The 23,073-nt window shown below is 63.6% G+C and carries 26 protein-coding genes and 1 pseudogene; 13 read left to right on the forward strand and 14 right to left on the reverse strand.

Features of this window, described 5'->3' with window-relative positions:
• Positions 1 to 105: 105 nt before the first annotated feature.
• The 6 genes from GS429_RS00865 to GS429_RS00890 all read right to left on the reverse strand — a co-directional run bounded on the left by GS429_RS00865 (position 106) and on the right by GS429_RS00890 (position 4,243).
• On the reverse strand, positions 106 to 684 hold the full coding sequence (locus tag GS429_RS00865; protein WP_160061813.1) for a HemK2/MTQ2 family protein methyltransferase: 579 nt from the start codon (positions 682 to 684) through the stop codon (positions 106 to 108).
• 7 nt (positions 685 to 691) lie between these two features.
• Positions 692 to 1,873 (reverse strand): mechanosensitive ion channel family protein, encoded by a 1,182-nt coding sequence (locus tag GS429_RS00870; RefSeq protein ID WP_160061815.1) that lies wholly within the window; start codon positions 1,871 to 1,873, stop codon positions 692 to 694.
• 137 nt (positions 1,874 to 2,010) lie between these two features.
• A complete protein-coding gene (locus GS429_RS00875) occupies positions 2,011 to 2,853 on the reverse strand; it encodes a 16S ribosomal RNA methyltransferase A (RefSeq protein ID WP_160061817.1) in 843 nt (280 codons plus the stop codon).
• Positions 2,854 to 2,934: 81 nt separating this feature from the next.
• A complete protein-coding gene (locus tag GS429_RS00880; RefSeq protein WP_160061819.1) occupies positions 2,935 to 3,525 on the reverse strand; it encodes a DUF655 domain-containing protein in 591 nt (196 codons plus the stop codon).
• Between the two features lie 46 nt (positions 3,526 to 3,571).
• Positions 3,572 to 3,928: an RNA polymerase Rpb4 family protein gene (locus tag GS429_RS00885; RefSeq protein ID WP_160061821.1), complete on the reverse strand. Its 357-nt coding sequence runs from the start codon at positions 3,926 to 3,928 to the stop codon at positions 3,572 to 3,574.
• A gap of 6 nt (positions 3,929 to 3,934) precedes the next feature.
• On the reverse strand, positions 3,935 to 4,243 hold the full coding sequence (locus tag GS429_RS00890; protein WP_160061823.1) for a 50S ribosomal protein L21e: 309 nt from the start codon (positions 4,241 to 4,243) through the stop codon (positions 3,935 to 3,937).
• 262 nt (positions 4,244 to 4,505) lie between these two features.
• On the opposite strand from GS429_RS00890, the gene GS429_RS00895 reads away from it, so the two are divergent.
• From GS429_RS00895 to GS429_RS00905, 3 genes are all read left to right on the forward strand, one after another.
• On the forward strand, positions 4,506 to 5,195 hold the full coding sequence (locus GS429_RS00895; protein ID WP_160061825.1) for a helix-turn-helix domain-containing protein: 690 nt from the start codon (positions 4,506 to 4,508) through the stop codon (positions 5,193 to 5,195).
• 72 nt (positions 5,196 to 5,267) lie between these two features.
• Complete coding sequence (locus GS429_RS00900) at positions 5,268 to 6,449, forward strand: cystathionine gamma-synthase (RefSeq protein WP_160061827.1); 1,182 nt, start codon at positions 5,268 to 5,270, stop codon at positions 6,447 to 6,449.
• 83 nt (positions 6,450 to 6,532) lie between these two features.
• Positions 6,533 to 7,228 carry an MBL fold metallo-hydrolase gene (locus tag GS429_RS00905; protein WP_160061829.1) on the forward strand — a complete coding sequence of 232 codons (696 nt, stop codon included), beginning with the start codon at positions 6,533 to 6,535 and terminating at the stop codon, positions 7,226 to 7,228.
• Positions 7,229 to 7,305: 77 nt separating this feature from the next.
• Here GS429_RS00905 and GS429_RS00910 read toward each other — a convergent pair whose 3' ends face one another.
• Together GS429_RS00910 and GS429_RS00915 are read right to left on the reverse strand one after the other, a co-directional pair.
• The gene (locus tag GS429_RS00910; RefSeq protein WP_425438169.1) at positions 7,306 to 8,481 is read right to left on the reverse strand and encodes a PQQ-dependent sugar dehydrogenase; all 1,176 of its coding nucleotides are present in this window, start codon (positions 8,479 to 8,481) and stop codon (positions 7,306 to 7,308) included.
• Between the two features lie 179 nt (positions 8,482 to 8,660).
• Positions 8,661 to 9,788, reverse strand: coding sequence for an RNA ligase (locus GS429_RS00915; protein WP_160061831.1), 1,128 nt, complete (start codon positions 9,786 to 9,788; stop codon positions 8,661 to 8,663).
• A 274-nt stretch (positions 9,789 to 10,062) separates the two neighbouring features.
• On the opposite strand from GS429_RS00915, the pseudogene GS429_RS22445 reads away from it, so the two are divergent.
• The 3 genes and pseudogenes from GS429_RS22445 to GS429_RS00930 all read left to right on the forward strand — a co-directional run.
• Positions 10,063 to 10,158: pseudogene (locus tag GS429_RS22445) on the forward strand (HalOD1 output domain-containing protein); the annotation flags it as partial.
• 274 nt (positions 10,159 to 10,432) lie between these two features.
• Positions 10,433 to 10,867 carry a hypothetical protein gene (locus GS429_RS00925; protein ID WP_160061833.1) on the forward strand — a complete coding sequence of 145 codons (435 nt, stop codon included), beginning with the start codon at positions 10,433 to 10,435 and terminating at the stop codon, positions 10,865 to 10,867.
• Between the two features lie 167 nt (positions 10,868 to 11,034).
• Positions 11,035 to 11,709 (forward strand): RNA ligase partner protein, encoded by a 675-nt coding sequence (locus tag GS429_RS00930; RefSeq protein WP_160061835.1) that lies wholly within the window; start codon positions 11,035 to 11,037, stop codon positions 11,707 to 11,709.
• Between the two features lie 15 nt (positions 11,710 to 11,724).
• Here the strand turns inward: GS429_RS00930 and GS429_RS00935 are convergent, their stop codons facing one another.
• From GS429_RS00935 to GS429_RS00950, 4 genes are all read right to left on the reverse strand, one after another.
• Entirely contained in the window at positions 11,725 to 13,035 is a 1,311-nt protein-coding gene (locus GS429_RS00935; protein WP_328821175.1) for an MFS transporter, read from the reverse strand.
• 149 nt (positions 13,036 to 13,184) lie between these two features.
• Complete coding sequence (locus GS429_RS00940; protein WP_160061837.1) at positions 13,185 to 13,451, reverse strand: elongation factor 1-beta; 267 nt, start codon at positions 13,449 to 13,451, stop codon at positions 13,185 to 13,187.
• Between the two features lie 12 nt (positions 13,452 to 13,463).
• Entirely contained in the window at positions 13,464 to 13,643 is a 180-nt protein-coding gene (locus GS429_RS00945; protein WP_160061839.1) for an HVO_2753 family zinc finger protein, read from the reverse strand.
• Positions 13,644 to 14,053: 410 nt separating this feature from the next.
• Positions 14,054 to 15,925 carry a cation:proton antiporter gene (locus GS429_RS00950; protein WP_160061841.1) on the reverse strand — a complete coding sequence of 624 codons (1,872 nt, stop codon included), beginning with the start codon at positions 15,923 to 15,925 and terminating at the stop codon, positions 14,054 to 14,056.
• A 197-nt stretch (positions 15,926 to 16,122) separates the two neighbouring features.
• On the opposite strand from GS429_RS00950, the gene nreA reads away from it, so the two are divergent.
• The 4 genes from nreA (at position 16,123) to GS429_RS00970 (ending at position 18,425) form a co-directional block, all read left to right on the forward strand.
• A complete protein-coding gene (gene nreA, locus GS429_RS00955) occupies positions 16,123 to 17,424 on the forward strand; it encodes a DNA repair protein NreA (RefSeq protein ID WP_160061843.1) in 1,302 nt (433 codons plus the stop codon).
• A gap of 71 nt (positions 17,425 to 17,495) precedes the next feature.
• Positions 17,496 to 17,816 carry a hypothetical protein gene (locus tag GS429_RS00960; RefSeq protein WP_160061845.1) on the forward strand — a complete coding sequence of 107 codons (321 nt, stop codon included), beginning with the start codon at positions 17,496 to 17,498 and terminating at the stop codon, positions 17,814 to 17,816.
• Between the two features lie 138 nt (positions 17,817 to 17,954).
• On the forward strand, positions 17,955 to 18,155 hold the full coding sequence (locus tag GS429_RS00965; protein WP_160061847.1) for a hypothetical protein: 201 nt from the start codon (positions 17,955 to 17,957) through the stop codon (positions 18,153 to 18,155).
• Positions 18,156 to 18,275: 120 nt separating this feature from the next.
• Positions 18,276 to 18,425 (forward strand): hypothetical protein, encoded by a 150-nt coding sequence (locus GS429_RS00970; RefSeq protein ID WP_201293924.1) that lies wholly within the window; start codon positions 18,276 to 18,278, stop codon positions 18,423 to 18,425.
• Between the two features lie 154 nt (positions 18,426 to 18,579).
• On the opposite strand, the gene GS429_RS00975 is transcribed toward GS429_RS00970, so the two are convergent.
• A complete protein-coding gene (locus GS429_RS00975) occupies positions 18,580 to 19,656 on the reverse strand; it encodes an AI-2E family transporter (protein WP_160061849.1) in 1,077 nt (358 codons plus the stop codon).
• A gap of 223 nt (positions 19,657 to 19,879) precedes the next feature.
• A complete protein-coding gene (locus GS429_RS00980) occupies positions 19,880 to 20,344 on the reverse strand; it encodes a DUF302 domain-containing protein (protein WP_160061851.1) in 465 nt (154 codons plus the stop codon).
• Between the two features lie 196 nt (positions 20,345 to 20,540).
• On the opposite strand from GS429_RS00980, the gene GS429_RS00985 reads away from it, so the two are divergent.
• The 3 genes from GS429_RS00985 (at position 20,541) to GS429_RS00995 (ending at position 23,071) form a co-directional block, all read left to right on the forward strand.
• Complete coding sequence (locus GS429_RS00985; protein ID WP_160061853.1) at positions 20,541 to 20,813, forward strand: hypothetical protein; 273 nt, start codon at positions 20,541 to 20,543, stop codon at positions 20,811 to 20,813.
• Between the two features lie 177 nt (positions 20,814 to 20,990).
• Positions 20,991 to 22,094, forward strand: coding sequence for a DUF7345 domain-containing protein (locus tag GS429_RS00990; protein WP_160061855.1), 1,104 nt, complete (start codon positions 20,991 to 20,993; stop codon positions 22,092 to 22,094).
• 164 nt (positions 22,095 to 22,258) lie between these two features.
• Positions 22,259 to 23,071: a putative sodium/potassium/calcium exchanger gene (locus tag GS429_RS00995; protein WP_160061857.1), complete on the forward strand. Its 813-nt coding sequence runs from the start codon at positions 22,259 to 22,261 to the stop codon at positions 23,069 to 23,071.
• Positions 23,072 to 23,073 lie beyond the last annotated feature (2 nt).

Here is a 23,073-nt window from a genome sequence, read left to right on the forward strand (position 1 = left end):
TCGAGTGGCGACCCGCGACACATCCGCCGACCGAGAAGCGAATCGAGCAACTACTCGAGGTGGTCTCGGCTACGGAGAGAACGGGAATCCACGAACGGCGGGCTCCTATCGAACGAGTTCGAGCACCGTCAGCGTCTCGAAGGGGAACGAGTCGTCGGCGACGGCGACGGCGCTAAATCCTTCGTCGCCCGCCCGTTCGACCACTTCGTCGACGCCTGTGAGACTGCTGACGAGCAGGTAGACGACGCCGTCGGGCGCGAGCACGCGACCGACGCGGGCGAGAAACGGATCGATGACGGCTCGGCCGTCCTCGCCGCCCGAAAGGGCCCGTTCCATCCAGTCGTCCCACTCGTTTTCGGGGTCGGTCGGGAGATACGGCGGATTGAACGCGACCGCGTCGAACGCTTCGTCGGCGAACGGGGAAACCAGATCCGCACGAACCGTCTCGACGCCCTCAGCACGGGCCTGTCGAACGGCGTGCGGGTTCAGATCCGACGCGACGACGCGGGCGGCCGTCTCGTCGGCGATCCGGCCCGCGACGTACCCCGATCCGGTGCCGACCTCGAGAACGAGTCGCTCCTCGGCGTTGCCGAGCCGATCGCAGGCGGCTTCGGCGAGCAGTTGGGAATCCTCCGCTGGCTGGTACACGTCGGCCTGATCGTCGCGCTGATCTCTGAGTGTCATTTCGTAGTTAGTCGTCCTCCGATGGCATCTCGCGTCGCGTCTCGTGGCGTTGGTCTTGGACCTGTTCGCCGGAGCGGCCCTCGCCCATCGACCGAGTCCCGTCGTCGGCGACCTGAAACCCGCCGGTTTCGGCTCGTCCGGACAGTTCCCGCTGGGGATACGGGATCTTGATCCCTTCGTCCTCGAACCTCGCTTTGATCGCGTGAATCGCGGCCGTACGCGCCTTCGAGAACCGCCTGGCGCTCGGGTTGTCGATCCAGAACCGGACGCCGAGAACGACGGCCGAGTCGCCGAATTCCTTGGTGATGACCCGCGGCGAGGGAGCGGTCAGTGACTCGTCGAGGTCGGCGACGACCGTCTTCGCGATGTCGCCGGCCCGTTCGGGATCGGACGCGTAATCGACCCCCACGTCGACCTCGACCCGCAACCGGCCGCGTTTCGACCGATTCGTCACCATACTCGAGGCGATGACGTCGTTGGGGATCATGATGTACTCGCCGTCGAACGACTGGAGTCGCGTGTTGACGATCGAGATGTCGGTGACGATCCCCTCCTCGTCGTCGACTTCGATCCAGTCGCCGATCTCGAACGGCCGATCGAACATCAGGACGAACCCGGAAAGGACCGTCCCGAGGGTTTGCCGGGCGGCCATACCGATGACGATGCCGGCGAACCCGGCCCCGACGAGCAGCCCGCCGAGGTCGTCGATCCAAAGACCGAGGATAACGATGAGCGACAGCGACCAGATGATCACCTGCGAGGTACGGTGGGTGATTTCGCGCTGGTGATCCGTGACGGCCGAGGCCGAGCCGAGCACTTCGTCGAGGACTCGCTTGACGAATCGTGTGACGATGAGCGTCCCGACGACGAAGATGAAGGAGACGGCCGCCTGCACGATGATCTGGTCGCCGAGGCCGAGGGTCTCGGTGTAGATATCGTAGAGTTCGTCCGTCAATCCCCAGACGCCGAGCACCAGAGCAAGCGTCGCCGCGCAGGTACCGATGAGGACCGTCGTCGACACGATATCGCTGTACAACGGTTTGGTTCGCTCGTTGAGCCAGCCCTGTAGTTGCCGATAGGACAGCAAAACGATCAGTAACAGTCCGACCGCCGCGATCGTTACCGCGATCTGGAAATTCGTCCCGAACGCGTCGGACAGCCGATCGAGTGCGGTCAGTAACACGGACATAGATCAGTCCTCGTCTCTCTCGAGCGAATGATCCGCGCAGCTATGAGTATCCGTCGGTCGTGATCGGTACTGGGATCGAGTCCCGTGCGTTCGGACGGGGCGGTCACAACGCGACCCGTAACGCCGATTCTGAGGCCTCACTGTCCGTCGCCAATTTCGCTAACGTCGGCCGCAAGCTGGGCCAGCGCCGCGAACTCGGCGGGCGTCATCGCGCCGGCTCGTTTCCGCAGAATATCCTCGTCGGCCGCTTCGACGACCGAATCGGGTTCCTCGAGCCCCGAGATATGGGCCGTGTTCCGGATCGCGTTGCGGATCGTCTTCCGGCGCTGGGTGAACAGCGCCTTTACGAACCGCAGGAAGAAGTCCTCGTCGTCGACCTCGTAGTCGGGGTCGCGTGGCACTAGCCGAACGACGGCGCTCTGGACCGCCGGCGGCGGCGAGAACGCCTCCTTCGGGATCGATTCGACGAGTTCGGCCTCGGCATAGTGCTGGGTCGACACGGAGAGCCGGCCGTACTCCGAGCTGCCGGGTTCGGCGACCATCCGCTCGGCGAACTCCTGTTGAAACATCAGGACGAGCGGCCGCGTTTCGGGCAGCAGTCGGAACGTGATCTCGCTCGAGACGCCGTAGGGAAGGTTCGAGACGGAGGCCGTAAAGTCGGGGAGGTCGACCTCGAGGGCGTCGCCCTCGATCACGGTCAACCGGCCGGCGTCGATCTCCTCGGCGAACTCCTCGCGCAGGAACGCGGCGAGGTCGCGGTCGCGCTCGACGACGGTGACCTCGTCTGCGATCGCCAGCAGCCGATCCGTCAGTGCACCGGTTCCGCCCCCAATTTCGAGCAGGTGATCGGTGTCGGCGTCTATTTCGTTCAGATAGGTCGGCAGCCGATCCAACACGCGATCGTCGACGAGAAAGTGCTGGTCGCGGTCCGGATCGCCCCGGACGCCCGCCCGGGCGATCAGTCCGTCTGGATCTCTCATTGGCCGGGTTTCGGTGGGCGTCGGTGTAAACGCACCGTCTCGGCTGCGGGAGAAGAGGTCTTGCTCCTGGTACTGTTCCCGTTACTGCTCTTGTTCGTGTCGGCCGACGAACGTCTGATATTTCAGGTCGTCGTCGCGCAACTCCTCGAGAATCCGCTCGACGAGAATTTCATCGGGGTCGTGGAGCCCGGAAACGCGCTCGGACAGTTCCTCGAAGCTCTCGAAGGGCTTGCGTTTACGTTCGTCGAGGATGCCGTTGCGGAGTTTCTTCCCGATACCCGGCAGGAGATTCAGCTGGTGGAGCCGCAGCGTGATCGGTTGGGCGTCGTTGTAGAAGTCGACAAACCGCTGTTCGTCCTCCTCGACGAGGTCGGCGACGACGTACTCGAGTTCCGACTGGGCACCCGAGGAGAGATCCGCGTAGTCGACGCGGTGTGCTTCGGTGACGATCTCGCGTTCGTCGCGGGGTTCGATAACGACCTCGCTGCCGATCGTGAGTCGCTCGTCTTCGTCGAAGGCGACCTGATAGAGCTGAAAATCGCCGGTTTCGAGGACGTAACCTGCCGGTGACTTCTGGTACTGAGGACGACCGTCGTCCGAGAGCCCGTGGGCGAGATAATCCAGTACGACTGCGTGACGAGTGTCCGTCCCGTCGATATCGTCGCTACTCATTGTGTCACGATACGGTGACGGCGTACTTAAAGAGTCGGCCCCGGCCTCAGACGTACTGCGCGATGACGTTGAGGATCTCGTCGAGTTCGTCCCCCGACAGCGAGTACCGTTGCTGTGCGTACACCGATCGGAGTTCGTCCCGGTTGCGCGGGAGGAGGTTAGCGATCTTGTAGGCCGTCGGCTCGTCGACCTTCTCCATGTCTTGGAGGTCGTCGACGAGGTCCTGTGCCTCCGCGGGCTCTAAGACCGCGAATCGGTTCGCGTGTTCGATCGCTCGTGCGAGCTCGTAGCGGAGCTCGCGGTCCTCGTCCATCGCGCGTTCGGCTTCGATGTCGGCGAGCAGCTCCTTCGTTTCCGAGACCGTCAGGAACTCCTCGTCGACGATCTCTTTGAAGATCGTCATCCTGACTCAGATCCGGGACTTCTCCTGGTTCTGGGCGCGCATGTGCGCGGCGGTGACGATCAGCGTCTTCTCCTTCCCGGAGTCGCTGATCTGAACCTTGAACGCATCGCCCTGTTTACCGACGACTTCGCCGGTCTGTCCGTCGAAGCGCGGGTGGAAGCGTCCCTTAGGGACGCTCGGGTCGATCTTCAGGTGGACTTTTTCTCCTTCTTCGTACTCCTGAATCGCTCGCTGTGGTGGCGAGGAGCCGCGATCTCGAGGCTTGTTTGCGAGTTTTCTCCGCGTTCCCTGACGAGGGCCATTAGAGTTCGGCATAGTCGTACGACGCTCTTGATCGGTGACGGTTATAAAACGCACGTCTTGGCGCGCCTCGAATACCGGAGCCAGTCAGGGAACCGGTTGAATGCGGGCTGTTACCCCTCCCCGTTCCGTTCGAACACGAATCGAGAGCCGAGCCGTCGTCCCATTCTCCCGTTTTCAAGCCGCAAATCGTCGGTTCTCGCCGGTTCCCGAAAGGAGGGGTTAACCGGTTCTTTGTCCACGGATAGTTATCAGTCGCCGGCTCGCGTGCAGAAACATGCGCCACTACGACGTTCGACTCTCTCCGGCGGACGGATGGTTTCATCCGTTCGAAAAGCGACTCGAGCGAGCGGAGCGGGTCAGACGCGTCGCGATTCACAGGATCCGTCTCATCGGCGACGAACTGGGGGTGGTGCTGTACGAACTGGCGGGTGACATCGACCGGATCGAGCGACTCGTCGAGGAAGAACTCGGCTCGCTGGGCTACTGGATCGACGAGTTCGACGGCCGGATATTCCTCTGTTCGCTGTTCGTCCCGAACGACACCGTCCGCGAACTCCTCCGCGTGACGCGGGAATTTCGCGTGTTCCTCGACCCGCCGCTGACCTACACCCGGAACGGCGACCTACAGGTGACGTACTTCGCCACCGAACAGTCGTTCCAGCGGGCGGTGGACATCATCCCCGACGATATCGACGTCACCCTCGAGACGAAACAGGCGTTCGACCCCACCGAGAACGTCTTTCTCGCGAAACTCACGACGCGACAGCGCCGGCTGTTCGAGACGGCCATCGATCTCGGCTACTACGGCTCACCGCGGGACGCGACCTACGAGGAGATCGGTCGAGAGGTCGGAATCGCCGGCGGAACGGTCGGTGAACATCTCCGGAAGATCGAGGCGAAACTCGTCGATCACATCGTATCCGCGTCGGTTACGGACCCGATGGAACGCAAACGGATCCAGTGAGGACGGCGTCGGCACAGACGGCCGCGCCGACGGAAAGCAAGAGTAACCCTACTCGAGTGCATTGGCCTCCGCATGGACGATTCAGACAGTCACGACGGCGACGATTTCCGGATCGAAACCCGCTCGATCCACGCCGGACAGGAACCCGACGCGGAGACGGGCGCACTGATGACGCCGATCCACGCCAACTCGACGTACGAACAGGACGCCCCCGGGGAACACCGCGGCTACGAGTACTCCCGGACCGGTAACCCGACCCGAACCGACCTCGAGGCGAACCTCGCGAGCCTCGAGAACGCCGAGTATGGCCGCGCGTTCGCCAGCGGCATGGCCTCGATCAACACCGTGCTCAACCTGCTCGAGGCCGGCGACCACGTCGTCACCGGCAACGACGTCTACGGCGGCACCCACCGCATCTTCACGCAGGTGTACGAGGACTACGACCTCGAGTTCTCCTTCGTCGACATGACCGATCTCGAGGAGATCGAGGCCGCGTTCCGGGAGAACACGGCGCTGCTCTGGCTCGAGACCCCGACGAACCCGCTCATGTCGATCGTCGACATCGAGGGCGCAGCCGAAATCGCCCACGCGCACGACGCGCTGTGTGCGATCGACAACACGTTCGCGACGCCGTACCTCCAGCGGCCGCTGGATCTCGGCGCGGACATCGTCTCTCACTCCCTGACGAAGTATCTGGGCGGCCACTCGGACGTCGTCGTCGGCGCGCTCCTGACCAACGACGAAGAACTGGACGAGCAACTCGGCTTTTACCAGAACTCCGTCGGCGCGACGCCGGGGCCCTTCGACTCGTTCCTCGTCCTTCGGGGAACCAAGACGCTTCCCGTTCGCATGGATCGTCACTGCGAGAACGCCCGCGCGATCGCCGAGTGGCTCGACGACCATCCCGACGTCGACCGTGTCTTCTACCCCGGTCTCGAGTCCCATCCAGGCCACGAGATCGCCGCCGAGCAGATGGACGACTTCGGCGGCATGCTCAGCTTCGAACTCGACGCGAGTCTCGAGGAGGCGAGCGAAGTCGTCTCGAGGACCGAGGTCTTCACCCTCGCTGAGAGCCTCGGCGGCGTCGAGAGCCTGATCGAACAGCCCGCGCCGATGACCCACGCGGCGATCCCCCGCGAGGAGCGCGTCGAGGCCGGCCTCACGGACGGCCTGATCCGCGTCAGCGTCGGCATCGAGCACGTCGACGACCTGATCGGGGATCTCGAGCAGGCGATCGAGTCGGTCCTCGAGTAACGGGCGAGGTGCCGAAATACGGCGGCGAACAAGGCACCACGAACAACGAACGATCTTTCCTGCTGGCGGTAAACGGCTCGTCTATGGGAACTGATCAGTCGAACGAAGAACGCGACGCGGGCGTCCACACGCTGCCGATGACGGTCGAGTTCGCGGGCAGAGAGCTGACGATCACGCCGACGCTCGTCGAGTCCGAGCGCGGACTCGTCCTGATCGACGTCGGCCCGGAGGGTACCGTCGACCCGCTCCGAACGCACCTCCGCTCGCTCGGCTACGCGCTCGAGGACATCTGGCTCGTCGTCCTGACACACCACGACGCCGACCACGCCGGCGGCGTCGCGGCCCTGCTCGAGCACGTTGATGCTGTCGTCGCGACCCACCGGGAGGAAGCGCCGTACGTGACGGGCGATCGCGATCCCCTCAAGGGCGACGGCAATCGGTATCCGCCCGTCGACGTCGATCTGGAACTCACCGGCGGTGTCCGGATTCCGACGCTCGCGGGGCCGATGGACGTCGTCGACACGCCCGGGCACGCGCCTGGACACATCTCGCTGCACTTCCCCGAAGACGGGCTGTTGCTCGCCGGCGATGCACTCGTCGCGGATGGAAACGACCCGCTATCCGGGCCGAAACCCGAGTTCACGCCCGACATGGATCGCGCACTCGAGTCCGTCAGCACACTCGCCGACCTCGAGATCGAGCACGTCGTCTGTTTCCACGGCGGCTACGTCGACCGCAGTAGCGAGCGGCTTCGAGAGATCGCTGCGGACCGAGCGTGATTTCGGGTGTGAGATTCAGGTTGTAGGTTGCAGACCGCAGACTGCAAACTGCAGATGGCAGGTTGCACCCCTCGAGATCAGTCCGGTCGAAGCCTGACAATCGGCGCATCGGCGTCGTCGACGGCGACGTAGAGCGATCCCGTATCGGGGGCGACCGCCACGTCGCGGATCCGCCAGCCGCGGCCCTCGAGCAACTGGTCGGCCTCCTCGACGTCCGTCCCGTCGACGTTGAAGCGACCGAGGTACTCGCCGGCGAGATTCCCGACGAGCAGATCGCCCCGCCAGTCAGCGAATGCGTCGCCGTCGTAGAACGTCATGCCGGCCGGCGGGAACCCGCCGCTGGTGCACTCCCAGTAGTAGACCGGCTCCACCACGTCGTCGCGGTCGAAGGGGTCGTCGCCGACCGGCGTCTCGGTCCCGTACTCGCAGCCGGTGTGGGCGATCGGCCAGCCGTAGTTCCCGCCGCCCTCGACGACGTTGAGTTCGTCGCCGTCCTCTTCGCCGTGCTCGCTCTGCCAGAGGTCGTCCGTCTCGGGGTGGACGGTCATCCCCTGGGCGTTCCGGTGCCCGTAGCTAAAGAGGGAGTCTGCCCCTTCCTCGTCGCCGACGAACGGGTTGTCGTCGGGGATCGAACCGTCCGGCTCGAGACGGAGCGTGGCCCCGAGTTCGTTCGTCGTCTCCTGCGAGACGTGGTCCGGGCCGAACTCCGTGGACTGGCGATCTCCCGTCGTCACGTACACCGCCTCGTCCGGGCCGAAGACAACGCGAGAGCCGAAGTGGCCGTCGGAGTCGACGAACGGGTCGGCGACGTGGAGTTCCTCGAACTCCTCGAGCGACCCGTTCCCCTCGTCGAGTCGGCCCCGTCCCAGGTGGGTAGCCGACTCGCCGTCTTCGTTCGCCGCGGCGTAGGTCAGGTAGACCCACGGCTCTTCGTCGAAGTCGGGATGGAGCGCAACGTCGAGCAGGCCGCCCTGACCCGCCGCGTACACCTCGGGGGTTCCGTCGATCGGTTCGACGGTGCCGTCCGCTCGATCGACGAGGGTTAACTGTCCCTCCCGTTCCGTGACGAGCAACCGGGACTCGTCCGGAACGAACTCGATAGCCCAGGGGTTTGCAAAGCCCTCGGCGACCGTTTCGACCGTCCCGGGGAAGTCGTCGGCGTCCAGCAATCCGGTACAGCCGGCAACGGAGAGCGTCCCCGTTCCTGCGCCGGCTGCCAGGAACGATCGTCGGGTGTGTTTGGGCGTGCAGATGGTACTCACCCGCTCGAATACTACCGGCCGAAGCACTGTTAAGGGCGGGCGCTACGTTGCCGGGCGGATCGATCCGCGGACCGAAGATCGAGATTCGCCGACCTGGACTCCGCGGACCGAGGGTCAGGATTCCACGAACGGTGTTCCCTGTCCATAGTTCGGGCCCCCGGCGACCGCCCTCACTCCTGTACGACGTGGCCCTCGAGGTAGTTTCTGGTCTTGTCGTTGGTCGACTGGGTCCGTTTGCAGAACGTACAGACGCGATCACCGTCCTCGCGGCGGTCGTCCTCGATTTCGATCTGGAGCCCCTGTCCGCGGAGGTGCTCGAGTAGGACGTCGACGGTCTCCGGACCGGCGCGGACGGTGTGGCGCTCGCCGACGGAGTCGCCCGCCTCGACGGTCCGGATCGTCTCGCGCATCGAGAGCAGGATCGCTTCGCCGAGTTCGTGGGCGCGCTCGCGGGCGTCCGCGTCGGACTCGTCCCACTCGACGGACTGGAACGCCTCCCTGAGAAGTCGCCGGAACATGAACGGCTGGCCGTAGTCGAACGGCAGCGAGAACGCGTACGCCAGATCGCCTCGATTCGAGGCCGACGTCGTATACTTCAACTGTGCCGTCCCGTCCGGTGATTTCATCACGACGCCCTCCCGCCCGTCGGCGTCCAGGTCATCGACGAGCGCCCGGATCTCGGCGGCCTCGTCGACCGGGTAACGGCCGAACGAGCGAGTTTGTGGCACGTCGAAGGAGTCGTAGCGCTCGCGGCGCTCATCGACGGCCAGCGGCTCGCCGGACTCGCGGTCGCGCCAGTCGAACGCACGGAACGCGAGGGAGTCCACGCCCGGATAGTCGTGAGCCGTGTAGGGGTTCTCCGGACCGACCATCTCGCCGCAGAGCATCGCCCGCGGATACTCCTCGAACACCGACTCAAGATCGACCAGTCGCTCGAGCATTCGGGTGGTGAACGGACAGACGATGCCGCTGCGCGAGACGGCGAGGATATCGCCGCCGATCCGTGCCACGCGGACGTTGTACCCGTTTACCTTCTCCTCGACGACGATCCGATCGCAGCCGTGGTCGTCGAAGTGCGTCGGGACGCCCGTCGAGAGGACGAGCGTCCGCGGAACCTTCGGGAACCCGCGGACGACCTCGCCGTCGATTAAGACGGTGCCGCGCTCGATACCGCGACGATAGTCCGGCACGTGTCGGTACTCGAGACCCTCGTAGTTTCGGTGCTCGAGCAGCTCCTCGAGGCCCTCGAACGCCGGTTGCCCGATCCCGAGCCGTCTGTGGTACTCGGTATCACTCATCAGTCCGAACGACGACGTGAAACCGGAAGAAACGCGACCCAACTGATAAGGAATCCAACGCGATGAGGACGGCCTACCCGGTATTTCGAACGGATCTGGGAGCCGAGTGAGTACACCCACTCGACGAGGCGAACGATGGAATCGTATTGATTTGTCCAGCACACGGTCGAAAGAACTCGGCGCTATCGTTCACCCAATCTCTCACGTGTTGGACATTGGCGGTGATACGGCGCTAACGATCGGTGTGGAATACGAGATCGACGACCAAGAACCGGTGAGTGTTGCGGTTCTTCTCGCGGTGAGTTCGATAAGAGGGTGTGATCCGAACGCGCTCCCGCCACTATACGAGGCGATCGATCCGGATGCGTTAGAAATCGTTCTCGAGTTTCCACTTGCTTCCACTCGCTTTCGGCTGAACGGGCGGCACCTATCGTCGTTGATCGATCGAAGTCGGATACACCAATCGGCAATAGCGGCCATTCGAGCAGTTGCGTCGCCACAGCGGATCGCCCGAAGCCTGCACGGCGTTCCCGTTCGACCCTTCCCGTCGCCCGTCTCGAGTTCCTCCGAGCAGTCGACCGCCCAGCGCCGCCGAGAACACCGAAGCGGAATTCTCATCGGTGTCCGGTCACAAGTCGATCGTAATGCGACTCGAACTTCGCGTCTGCCAGCACTGTCTCGAGGGCGACGACGGTCACGGCGGCCATCAGAAGTCGGCGCTCCTGCAGGATATGGTCCAGTGTGCAGAACGGATTCAGGAACACAAGGACGTCCTCGACCTCGACGCCGTCCACATCCGGCGGGTTCGAGACGACGAGCAGGGGAAACCGGAAGCGCTGCCCGTCGTCGCGGCGACGATCCAGAACAACCAGATCGTGCTCAACGATACCCAACTCGTCGCGGAAGGAGAGGACGGAAACATGCTGTTGTACGCGAATCCGGACGACATTCTGACGGTACTCGCGGGCAACGTCGACGAGATCAGCAAGGCCGTCCACGAAGACGTCACCGTCGACCTCTCGCCGAAAGGCGCGGAGATCATCTCCGAGGCCGGCCTCGGCGCGGATCGCGAGCAGTAATGCTCCAGTGATACGGCGCTCCGACAGTGTCTCACGCACCGACTCATACGGATTGCTGTAACTATGCACCGCCGATCACCAGGGACGGGGTCGGTGATCGGCGGTAATTGACTACAGTAAACCGTATCACACTCCACTTATTTGCCCGCTCGTACCGAACAGCCGGTATGGCCAGCGAGGCGTTCAAACAACGGTTCGTCCTCGATACGTCCGTCTTTCTCACCGACGAGATCCGCCACGACGGCGAGTCACTCGAGGACGCCCTCGACCGGTTTCTCGAATTAATTGCGAACGCGCGACTCAATCTCGGCATCTCCTGTTACGTCCCGCCGACGATCCACGACGAACTCACGACGATGCTCGAGGCTCGCGACGTCGACGACGACATTTACTCGAAACTGAACACGTGGGTGATCCGCAAACACCCCGATCGGTACGCGGTGTCGATCCCGGCGAACGTCGTCTACAGCTTCGTCGACGAGATGAGTGAACGCGTCGATCGTGGTCTACGCGTCTCCGAGAAGGCCGTCCGAGAGGCCGAACAGCGCGGCGACGAACCGCTCGAGGATCACGACCACAAGACCGAGACCGACGCCGTCATCTCGGATCTCCGCGATAAGTACCGTTCGGCGTTGCGAACCGGCGTCCTCGACTCCCGCGAGGATTTCGACCTGCTGATCCTCGCGCGCGAACTCGAGGCCGGCGTTGTCACCGAGGACAATGGTATTATCGCCTGGACCGAGGACTTCGGTCTGCGATACATTCGCGGACGGGAGTTCCCCGACCTGCTCGAACAGTATCTCACCGCGGTCGATCCCGAGTCGAAGCGGACGATCGACTGATGTGGAGGTCTCCACTCACGAACTCGAGCGCGCCGAACTCGCGGCTGCCGCGCCGTTTCGCTCGCGGACGATCAGCCAGCACGACGCTAAGAAGCCGACGATGACGGTCCCGGTGAGGATGGCGAACGCGATCCGGTAGCCGAACTGGGTGTAGGCGACGGTGCCGCCGACGATTTCGCCCGTCTGGTAGGCGTCGAGTGCCATTCCCATCACCGTCGGGAGGATCGTGCCGCCGATGAATCCCGCCGTGTTGACGGTCGCCGTTGCGACGCCGCTTGCACCCGCGGGATATCGTTCCTTGACCACTGACAGAGAGAGCATCGCGGACCCGAACAGGAAACCACAGGCCAGATAGGAGACGGCGATGACGGCCAGCGGCGGCTGGCCGAAGACGGGAACGGTACCGAGTGCGACGGCGAACAGTCCGATTCCGACCGCCATCGGAACCAGTCGCCGCTCGAGTCTGTCCGAGAACCAGCCGATGGTCATCGGTCCGATCAGGACTCCGACCGACGCGAGGAGGGTAAAGTAGGAGGCCGTCGTCACGTCGAGTTCGTAGACCACGACGATGTACGGAACACCCCACATCCCGACGAGCGTCAGCATCGCCCCGTTGCCCGCGAAGAAGACGATCGACAGCAGCCACTGATCGAGGTCCCGGGCGAGCGTCCGCAGGTGACCGCCCAGCTCCGCGAGCGTGATCTCGGGTTGTTCCGGGACGCCCTCGATCGGCTCGAGGCCGGCGGCGGCCGGCGACTGGCGTGCGAGGACGAAGACGGCGCCGGCGGCGATCATTCCGACCAGACCCAGGCCGATAATCGTCGGCCGCCAGCCGACCCAGTCGACGGTGACCGCCAGCGGCGTCGTCGCGAGGATCGCACCGAGGCCGGCGATGCTGCCGGTTAGCCCGGTCATCGTCGCGAACTCGTCGGCGCGATACCAGTTGGCACAGAAGCGAAGGATCGAGACGAAGATGACGCCGCTGCCGAGGCCGATGAGCGCCCGCGACGCGAACGCGGCGAGGTAGCCGTCGCTGAGCGCGAAGCCGATTGCACCGAGACTCAACACGACGCCCCCGATCGAGCCGACGTAGCGCGGTCCGACCCGGTCGGCGAGGACGCCGGTCGGAATCTGGATGGCGGCGTAGATGAGGAAAAACGACGCGTGAAGCGTTCCCAGCTGTGCCGCCGTCGTCTCGAAATCGGCGGTCAGCCGTTCGGACAGGACGGCCGTCGAGAGTCGGTGGAGATTGACGAGTAGAAAGACGATCGCCAGCGCAGCCCACGCGAGCCACCGCCGTTTGGTGGGATCCGACAGGACGTTCACGCTGGATACGTTTCTCGAGGGGCGTGGTAAGCGTTATGAGACCGGTAAGGGAGGAACGACCGGTCGATCGGCGCTGTAGCGCGACGAATATGCCGTGTCGCTACTCGAGTGGCTACGGACCGAAAAACGGCCGAAAAGGGGTCTCCGTTTCAGATACGGCCGACGTTCTCGACGCCGACGCTTTCGACGCCTTCGACGTCCGAGAAGTTCTCCTCGACGGTTTCCGTGCCGCCCGCGCCGTCCGGGACGATCACGGTCGGGTAGAGGGCGACGAGGCCGAACGCGACTTCCTCACGTTCGACGCCGTTGATCTTCGCGCCCTCGGGGAGGGCGCTCTCGAGACGCTCCTGAAGGGCGTCCAGATCGATTTCGGGGCTGTCCGGCATGACCTTGACTTTGGCAGCTACTTTTCCCATCGTTCGAACACCTTATGGGCCGGTGAACCCGCAGTCGGGGCACTCGTAGAGGTTGCTCTGCTTGCGGCACTTGGCACAGCGGTAAATCTGGGCGCCACAGTCAGGACACTTGAACGCGGCGGCGTTCGTTCCGGCGATGTTGATCCCGCAGGACACGCAGGACCGTCTCTGCTGATCGTCCGTCGTACTCATACCCCTCCCTTCCCGCCCGGCGTTTTTAAACTACTCGATAGCAGAATCCCCTGTGGTTCCGTCACAGCGGTAGTCGGTCACTCGATAGGTGGATCGGGCGTGTGGGGGTTTCGAGGCACAAGGCACGAGGTTCGAGGTGCGACGTGCAGTGTGCGGTGGTCTCCGGCTACCGGGATCGGTTAGCGAAGCCAGCCCAGCGTTTTCTGAGCCAGAAAATCCACTTCCGGATACATTACGTTCCCCCCGAAAGGGAGACGTGAGGTTCGGCGGGCGACGCCCGACCGGACCTCTGCCTCTGACATTCCTGCCGGCCATCGATACGCTCGTCTCGAGGAATTCCCGTCCGAGAGTGCTCGAATTGTCCGTTAGACGCCGAATCGGTCTGTACCCTCTCTCCGCCGTTCGCTGTGTTAATCGTGCGGATGGAACCGCCGAACCGCCGCGGCGACCGCGTCCTCGCGGCCGAGGAACGTCACCTTGTCGCCCGCCTCGAGAACGGTGTCCGCGCTGGGGACGGACGTCTCGCCGTCGCGGGCGATGACGGCGACGATACAGCCGTCGGGGATCTCGGCGTCGAGTTCGGCGATGGTCGAGCCGCCTAGATCCTCGGCGGTGACCGAGATCTCCTGTGCGTCGTGGCCCTCGCCGAGTTTCGTCATCCACTGGGCGAGCGCGGGTCGTTCGATCTGGTTGTCGAGCGACCACGCGGTCGCGCTCGAGACGTCGATCGCGCGGACGTCGAGCGTCTCGAAGGCGTCGACGTTATCCGGTTTGTTCACGCGAGCGACGACCGTTTCGACGTCGTACTTCGTCCGGGCAAGCTGGCAGACCAGCAGGTTCGTATCGTCGTCCGCAGTCGTCGCGACCGTGATCTTGGCGTCCTCGACCCCTGCAGCCCGTAACGTCTCGTCGTCGGTGCCATCGCCCTCGCGGGCGGTAAATCCGTCCTGCCGAAGGCTATCGACGATCTCGGGGTTTTCGTCTATCAGGACGACGTTTTCGCCGCGTTTCTCCAGCCGTGTGGCGAGCGCCCGGCCGACCCGGCCGCCGCCGACGATAATGGTGCGCATTGGAATGACCTCGAAGTACTCCGCGATCTGGCGGGCGAGCCCCGCCTGCAGCACGACCGTGATGAAGATGACGAGAAAGACGGTTCCCGCGAGCGTCTGGGCGGCCTCGAACTGGCCCGCGGCCTCGAGTTCGATGGCGAACAGCGTCGCCACCGACGCCGGGATGATCCCGCGGGGACCGACGAAGGAGAGGAACAGCCGTTCGTCCCGGCTGAACTGGCGATCCGTCGCCGAGAGCGCGACGAGAATCGGTCGCACGAAGAGCGTGACCGCGACGACGACGGCGATGCCGCCGGTGCCGAGCCCGAACAGCGAGTCGAAGTCGATCAGCGCCGCGAGCGAGATGAACACGAACGAGAGCACGATCAGCGTGAGGTCCCGGTTGAACTCGAGGATCTCCTCGCGGTGTGGGAGATCGACGTTCCCCAGGACGAACCCGGCGGTCGCGGCCGCTGCGACCCCGGTCTCGGAGAACACCGACTCGGCGAGGCCGAACGCGACGAGCGCACCGGTGAGCGTCACAAACCGTGCCATCTGCGGCGCGTTGCCCGCGGGCGGCCTGACGTGAACGAGGACGGTGCGAACGACGATCGCGACGACGATGCCGATCCCGACGCCCGCCGCCAGCCGCTGGAGAAACGCCGGCGGGATCAGTTCCGGCGAGTCCGCCACGACGAGGACCTCGAAGATGACGATGGCGAGGACGGCCGCGGTCACGTCATTGAAGATCCCTTCGGCCTCGAGGGCCGTCTCGACGTGTTCGCGGACGGTCAGCACCTCGAGCAGGGGCGTGATCACCGTCGGCCCGGTCGCGATCAGCAACGCGCCGATCAGGAAGGCGATGTCCCAGTCGGTTCCCAGGAAGAACCGGACCGCGATCGCCGTGCCGACGAACGTCAGCGCCGCACCGATCGTCATCAGTCTGAGAACCGTCTGCGGAGCCTGTTCGAGCTTTTCGCGGCGCAGGTGAAAGGCCCCGTCGAAGATGATGATGGCGACGCTGACGCCGACGACCGTCGAGAGCCCGTCGCCGAAGGTTTCGATGGTGACGAACCCGAATCCCTCCGGCCCGACGACCACGCCGATGACAATCAGAAAGAGCACGCTCGGCACCTGGAGTCGCTTTGCGAGCACCTGCGCGCCGATGCCGAGCGCGAAGATGGCGATCACGACTGGCAGGATCTCCACGGGTGTCCGGATCTCACCACGCATCGAACCATAACGTCTCGGGCGAGTACGGCACGTGAGAGTGGCCGCGAGCTACCGGTATTACTGGTGTATCACGCGGCATCGAAGGTACGTGGCAGTGAAGTCGTACGGCGTCACCTCGAGAAAGTGAGAGGCGCGCTCCGGACCGTCGCCGTCCCACAACTCAACATTCAAACCTGATCGGTCCGTACAGCCAGTGAATGCGCCTCGACGACTACATCGAGGACCTCGAGCCGGACGAGGAAGCCGAGCGGCGGCGACTCGCCAAGGAGAAATCCTACGCGATCACGGACCACCTCGAGGAGTTCGAGCAGCGATTCGACGACGCCCTCAGCGGCGACTCCCTTGTGGGCTCGACGGCCCCCTCGATCTTCGTCGGCCGCTCGAACTATCCGGACATCCCCGTCGGTCTGCTCTCGCCGGTCGGCGACGAGGACGCCGCCGATGAGTACGTCACCGACGGCAACTGGTACCAACAGGAGTACGGGATCAGCGACGTGCTCCAGCGACGGACCGGTCTGCTGAACTCCAGCAAGCGCGCGAACGTCGACTCGCCGAGCATCGCGAGCCGGCTGACCCCCTCCGTGCACGACACGTGGGACGGGTTTGTCGGCGTCCAGCGGGAGGTCGCGATCGCCGGCCGACCAGTCGACTTAGAGATCGGGCTCGACGCGAAACCGGATCTCGGGCTCGACGCGGGCACGGACGTCGCGACCCCGCGCGGCCCGCGTGCCACCGCTCGGAACGCAGAACTGCGCGAGAATCCTTACGTCCCGAAGCCGGTCAAGAAGACCTTAGAAGACGACGACTGGCAGGCCCAGGGCGCGATGACCTACCTCTACCGCCGCGGGTTCGACGTTTACGAGATCAACTCGATCCTCTCGGCGGGCGCGCTCGGCGAAACGAAACAGCGCCGACTCGTGCCGACGCGCTGGTCGATCACCGCCGTCGACGACACCGTCGGACAGTTCCTCCGCGGAAGCATCCGGACCGAGCCCAGCATCGACGAGGTACAGGTCTGGGCCAACGAGTACATGGGGAACCGATACTGGATCGTGCTCGCGCCGGGCAACTGGGAGTTCGAACTCGTCGAGATGAAAGCCCCCGGCAGCATCTGGAACCCCAACCCGGGCGACGACGTCTGGCTCCAGAGCGCTAGCGAGGGGTACGAGGGCCGCTCGAGCTACGTTGAGGAGACCGCCGGCGCCTACTACGCGGCGCGGCTGGCCGTCCTCGAGCACCTCGAGTCGATCGGTCGCCAGGCGAAGTGTCTGGTCCTCCGGGAGGTGAGCGACGACTACTGGGCACCGGTCGGCGTCTGGCAAGTTCGCGAGAGCGTTCGGAACGCCTTCGAGGGAGAATTCGGCGAAGCCGAGACGTTCCACGGGGCGGTCTCGGAAGTAGCGACGCAACTCCCCGTCTCTTACGCCCGCCTCCGGCGCAAGTCGGAGCTCGCGGCGGGACTGCAGTCGAACCTCAGCGCCTTCGGTAGCTCCGGATAGCTCGTCACAATCGGCAGCGACCGCCACAGGACCCCATCAAGCGTTTTATGTGTCCGCGTTGATGTCTTCATATGATTCCGTTCGATCCGTTATTCGTACCCGGTGCGCCCGGGGGGCCGGAACTCCTGATCATGCTGTTCATGCTGGTGCTCTTCGTCGTCGTTCCGGTCGTCGTCATCGTGCTCGTCATTCAGCAACTCACCGGCGATGGTGGTGGAAGTGGCGGGAGTGGTGCCGGCGAACGACGTCCGACGCGCGACGCCGGTCGTTCCGCGAGCGATGCTGATCCCGCCCTCGAGCGGCGAGTCGCGACGCTCGAGCGACAGGTGTCGACGCTCGAACAACGCGTCGAACGCCTCGAGTCAGACGACAGCGAACTGAACGGGCGCTGAACGGAGCGCTGTTCGTCAGTTCCGGTGTGACCGCGACCCGTCCTGCGGCCGCGTCGGGGACCCGGTACAGCGTTCGGTATGGCGGAACGGCATTGCAGAAACCCTGGTGTCTAAACCGTCCGAACGCGTATACGGAGTATGTGGCTCGCGCTCGTCAGTCCCGAATTTCTCACCGCGGTAGTGATGATCGTACTACTCATCGGGATGCCGCTGTTCGTTATCGCCGTCACCGCGGTCGTCTCCGCGTACATCCAGTACGACGCCGAGCAACGGCTCGAGGAACTCGAGGAGACCGACGGTAACCGACCTCCCGATCCGATCGAAGAGAGCGATAGATAGCTGTTTTTCATACTGTCGGGCAGAAGTCAATGAGAAGTCGGTCGCGAATTCGCGGCCGTCATCCCCGAGGCGGCCGCAGTAGCGCGACCAATCTTCGAATAGTTCTGTCCGGCAGTATCAATGGCCACCGCGGCGGGCATCCCGACGCCGTCGTACGCACCGTACTACCTGTTCGGCATCCTGTCGCCGGTGGTGCTGTTTGCGGTAGCGCTGACTGGCTTCGGCGTGCCGACGCTGCGCCGGACCGAAACGGGACGGACGGCGGACTAAGGCGAAGCGGAAGGGCCGCTACGGTTCGGTATCGCTTGGTTTCCGCAGGTTTCTGTCCCGCTGTTTTCCGGAACACGGCTCGCTCGAGCCGTTCGTCGACGTCCCACCGCATGGGGAACGGACCGACGACCGAAATTCGTGACGGCCGGTACGATTATTCCGACTCAGCGAGTCGTCCGTCGGGTGCCGTCTCGGATCGCTTCGCGTTCTGGCGCTCCGCAGCGAAGTCCATTCTGCTGAAGACGTTCAATCCGGCCTTGAGCACTGCCAGCAGAACGGGTCCGAGGAACAGCCCCATGATCCCGAGCAGGTAGATGCCGCCGATGACGCCGACGAGGACGACCGCCGGATGGAGTCCCGAACTTCGGTCGACGAAGATCGCCCGCAGGTAGTTATCGACCACCGAGAGGACGGCGACTCCGTACAGCAACAGCGCGACCGCCGAGACCGGGTCGGCCGTGATACCGAGATAGACGACCGCGGGCCCCCAGACCAGCCAGACGCCGATCGCCGGAAGAAAGGAGACGACAATCATGATAACGGTCCAGAACGCCACGTTCGGGACACCGAGCAGGTAAAATCCCAGTCCGCCGAGTAGCCCCTCGACCAGCGCCACGAGGACGTGACTCTGGATCACGGCCCAGGTGACGACCTCGACCTCCTCGAACAGTTCCTCACGAACCTCCTCCTCGAGCGGCAGGATATCGCTGAGCCAGGCGACGAACTGCGGGCCGTCGACCAGCAGGTAGTAGAGGAGAAAGACGAGCACGAGCAGGCCGAAGCTCATCTGAATGCTCGCGTTCAGCAGGCCGATCAGTTCCTGTAAGGCGATCTCGACGGCCCCGGAGAGCGAGCCTTCGATTTCGGTGATGAGTTCGGTTTCGATCTCGTCGAGTACCTCGGCTTCGACCCCGAGATCGAGTGCGGCCGTTCGAAGTCCCTCGACCGCTGCCAGTTCGTCGAAGTCGTCGAGAAAGGAAAAGACGGTCTGCAGAATGACGATCGAGAAGTAGAGAATCGGGACAACTGCGGCGACGATCGCGAAACCGGTAAGCGTCAGCGCCGATAGTCGATTTCCGAGTCGTTCGGTGAGTCGCTCGTGGAGGGGAAAGAGCACGAACGCGAGGAGGGCTGCAGCCATCACATACTGTAACAGCGGCGCGACCAGCAGTGCTGCGATCGCACCGAGAGCGACGAGTAGGAGGGCGAAAAACGCGGTTCGAACGTCCATGTCTCGAGGTGATCCGTTCAGCACGTAAATGTTGACATTTTTGATTGTCACGTAGCGCTGCCGTTTGCAACGGCGCGGCCCGGAGAACGACGGTCGCGACTACCGACGCCGGAAACTGCTGCGAGAAACGCCACGAAGCGGTCGATACCGGTCACACGGCCGTACTGGAGAGCACACAGTTATCCACGTACAGCTTCTGTAACCGGCCTCGAGAGCGATCCGATCAGTCCGTTACTTCGGTCTCGGCCGACTCGAGTCGCTCGAAGGTCTCTTCGGTGAGGTCGCCGGTGGTGTCGATGATCTCGGCCCACTCGTCGTTGTCCGGTGCCGTGCCGAGCAGACGAGCGATCTTCATGATCGAGACGTGGTAGACCCGCTGACGACCCGGCTCTTCCTCCCAGACGATCATGTTACAGGGGAAGAGGCCGCCGATTCGCATCGTTTCGTCGAGCGCCTGATTCGCGATCTCGGGGTTGCAAGCGCCGAGGACGTAGTAGGGGTCGCGATCCGCGTCGACCTTCTCGTTTAACAGCTCCGAGGGCGAGAACTCGACGGGGATGCCGAACCCGACGTCCTCACAGACCTCGCGGACGTGTTCGATCGCCTCCTCGTGGTCCATCTCGAGGACGGCCTGTTTCTCACCGAAATCCTCCGGGTCGATCGCGGCAGGGTCGATTGGGAGACTCATGCGTGAGTCGTTCGTCGTCACGCCCCTTAACCTACCACCTCGTTTCCCGAGGGAGCAACGAATACCGGGGCTGTGCCGGAAGGGGGACAAACGGAAGAAAACGGCAGAAAATGGGCTCAAAACGGATTCAAACCACTGAAAAACGGTGATACGACCGTACCAGTTTAACTCGGTGAGTGTCCACCTTCCTGTCGTAATGAAACGCTTCGCACTCGCTCTCGTCGTCGCGTTCGCCGTCCTCTTCGGAGCGACGGCCGCGGCAGCGGCACAGCCCGGAAACCAGCACGCAGCGGACGGAGACGGGCCACCGGTCGAGTTACCGGAACCGGTTCCGGAATTCGTCACGGAACTCCTCGACACGATTACCGACTTCGTCACGGGCGTGATCGGTGCGCTCGGTGAGGCCGTTCGGACTGTCGTTTCAGACGTCGGTGACGTTGCACCCGGCGTTCCTTCACACGTTCACTGACCTGATCGAAACGGGTTACACGAACGCTAGTGTTGGGGATTTTACTTTTCGTCCACTTCGATATCGCGGCCTTTATTGGACTCAGTCGACGATATTTTCCGATATGCGCTATTTATACATTATATTTGATATGTATGGGTTCGGTTACTTTAAGAACTTCGAGTCAGAGGCCTCAGTATGAATTTCCGGACCGGGCTCCTGATCGTGCTCGTCGTTATCGGGGCCGCTACCGGATTCGGACCGACCGCAGCCGTCGAACCGACACAGGATGACTCGATGACCGCCGTGGGAGCCCCCGAAGAGATCGATGCCGACGAGACGCGACTCGAGGTCTCGCTACAGTCCGACGGGAGCGCAGAATGGACCGTCCAGTACCGGATGCGACTCGATGACAACGAGAGCGTCGACGCCTTCGAATCGCTTCGCGAGGACATCGCCGACGATCCCGACGCGTATACGGCCCAGTTCGTCGACCGAATCGACGCCACCGTCGAAACGGCTCGGGACGCGACCGACCGGGAGATGTCCGCCGACGGGTTCGCCGTCGAAACCAGCCGTCAGACGCTGGGAACCGAGTACGGTTTCGTCACGTATTCGTTCCACTGGCACGGGTTCGCCGCCGCCGACGGTGACGAACTCCACGCGGGAGATGCGATCGAAGGGATCTACCTCGGTGATGATACCCGACTGTCGATTGACTGGCCGGACGACTACGACCTCGTCTCGGTCGAACCGGAGCCGGACGACCGACGCGATAATCTGGTTATTTGGCACGGAAGTCAGACGGAGTTCGTCTCTGACGAGCCCAGCGTGGTCGTCTCGACCGGCGGTATCGGGATCGAAGGGATAGCGATAGGTGCGGGACTCCTCGCCATCGTCGTGGCCGCCGTCGGCGGAGCGTGGTGGTACCGGACGCGATCCGAGACAGGGGCGACCGACGACGGTACCCCATCGAGAGCAGCCGTCGGCCCCGACGACGCGAAAACGGAGGTCGGATCTGGTTCCGGTCCCGCGCCCACAACCGACTCCGGTCCCGATCCGCGAGGCGATCTGCTCAGTAACGAAGAACAGGTCCTTCGTCTACTCGAGGAGTACGACGGACGGATGAAACAGCAGGCGGTCATCGAGGAACTCGAGTGGACCGACGCAAAGACGAGCAAAGTCGTGAGCGGACTCCGCGAGGAAGGGAAACTCGAGTCGTTCCGCCTCGGTCGCGAGAACGTCCTAACGCTTCCGGACGATCATTCCGCGTCTGATCGGGATCCAGTGCGGAACAATTGACAGCGATTCGACCGTCGGTTGACGGTGTCCGATCGACGGGCAAAAACGGGCGAAATCGAAAGACAGCAACGGTTCGAAAATCGCGTTAACTGTCGTCAACGATCGTTGAACCGGAGTAATCATCTCGAGTGTATATCACGTCGAGGAATAGATACCCTGGTGTGATGCAACGACGAACGACAGTCACGCTGATGATTGCACTGATGGTCGCGCTGGCAGCGGTACCGTTCGGTGCAGCGGGGGTACTCGCGAGCGAACACGAACAGGAAACCGAGTCCGACGCCGGCTCGGTTTCGCCGGGCGAACAGCTCTCCGGCGTCATCGGGGTGCAGGAAGCGGAGGTGAACGGTGAGCTCTCGGAGCGAACCTACGGTATCAAAATTGCGAACGCGGAGAGCGACGACGAGCGCGCCGATGTCGTCGACGATCAACTCGCCGACGTCGAGGAACGACTCGCGGAACTCGAGCAGCGACTCGACGAGCTCGAGGACGCCCGAAACGATGGCGAAATCACCGAAGGACAGTATCGTGCCGAAGTTGCGACGGCTGCCGCCGAAAAGGCGACGGTCGAACGCAACGCCGAGGCCGCCCAAACGAACGCGGATGAGCTCGACCCAGAATTGCTCGAGGAGCGAGGGATCGATCTCGAGGCGATCGAAGACCTACGAGACCGGGCGAGCGAACTCGGCGGTGAGGAGGTCGCAGCGATCGCACAGTCGATCGCCGGTAACGCCGTCGGACAGTCGCCTGCCCCCGACCGCGAACCGGGTGCCCCGATAGAGACCGGCGGCCCGGACCGAACTGATGACAGTCCTGAAGACCGAGCCGGCGGTCCCGATTCGGACCGGTCGGACGATGCTGACGAACACGACGACGATTCGACCGCCGACGATGGCGAGCACGACGATTCCGAATCGTCTGAGAACGACACCGACACCGACACCGACACCGAAACCGACGACCACTCCAACGACTAGCG

The organism is Natronorubrum halalkaliphilum (genome assembly GCF_009834785.1).
Classification (GTDB): domain Archaea; phylum Halobacteriota; class Halobacteria; order Halobacteriales; family Natrialbaceae; genus Natronorubrum; species Natronorubrum halalkaliphilum.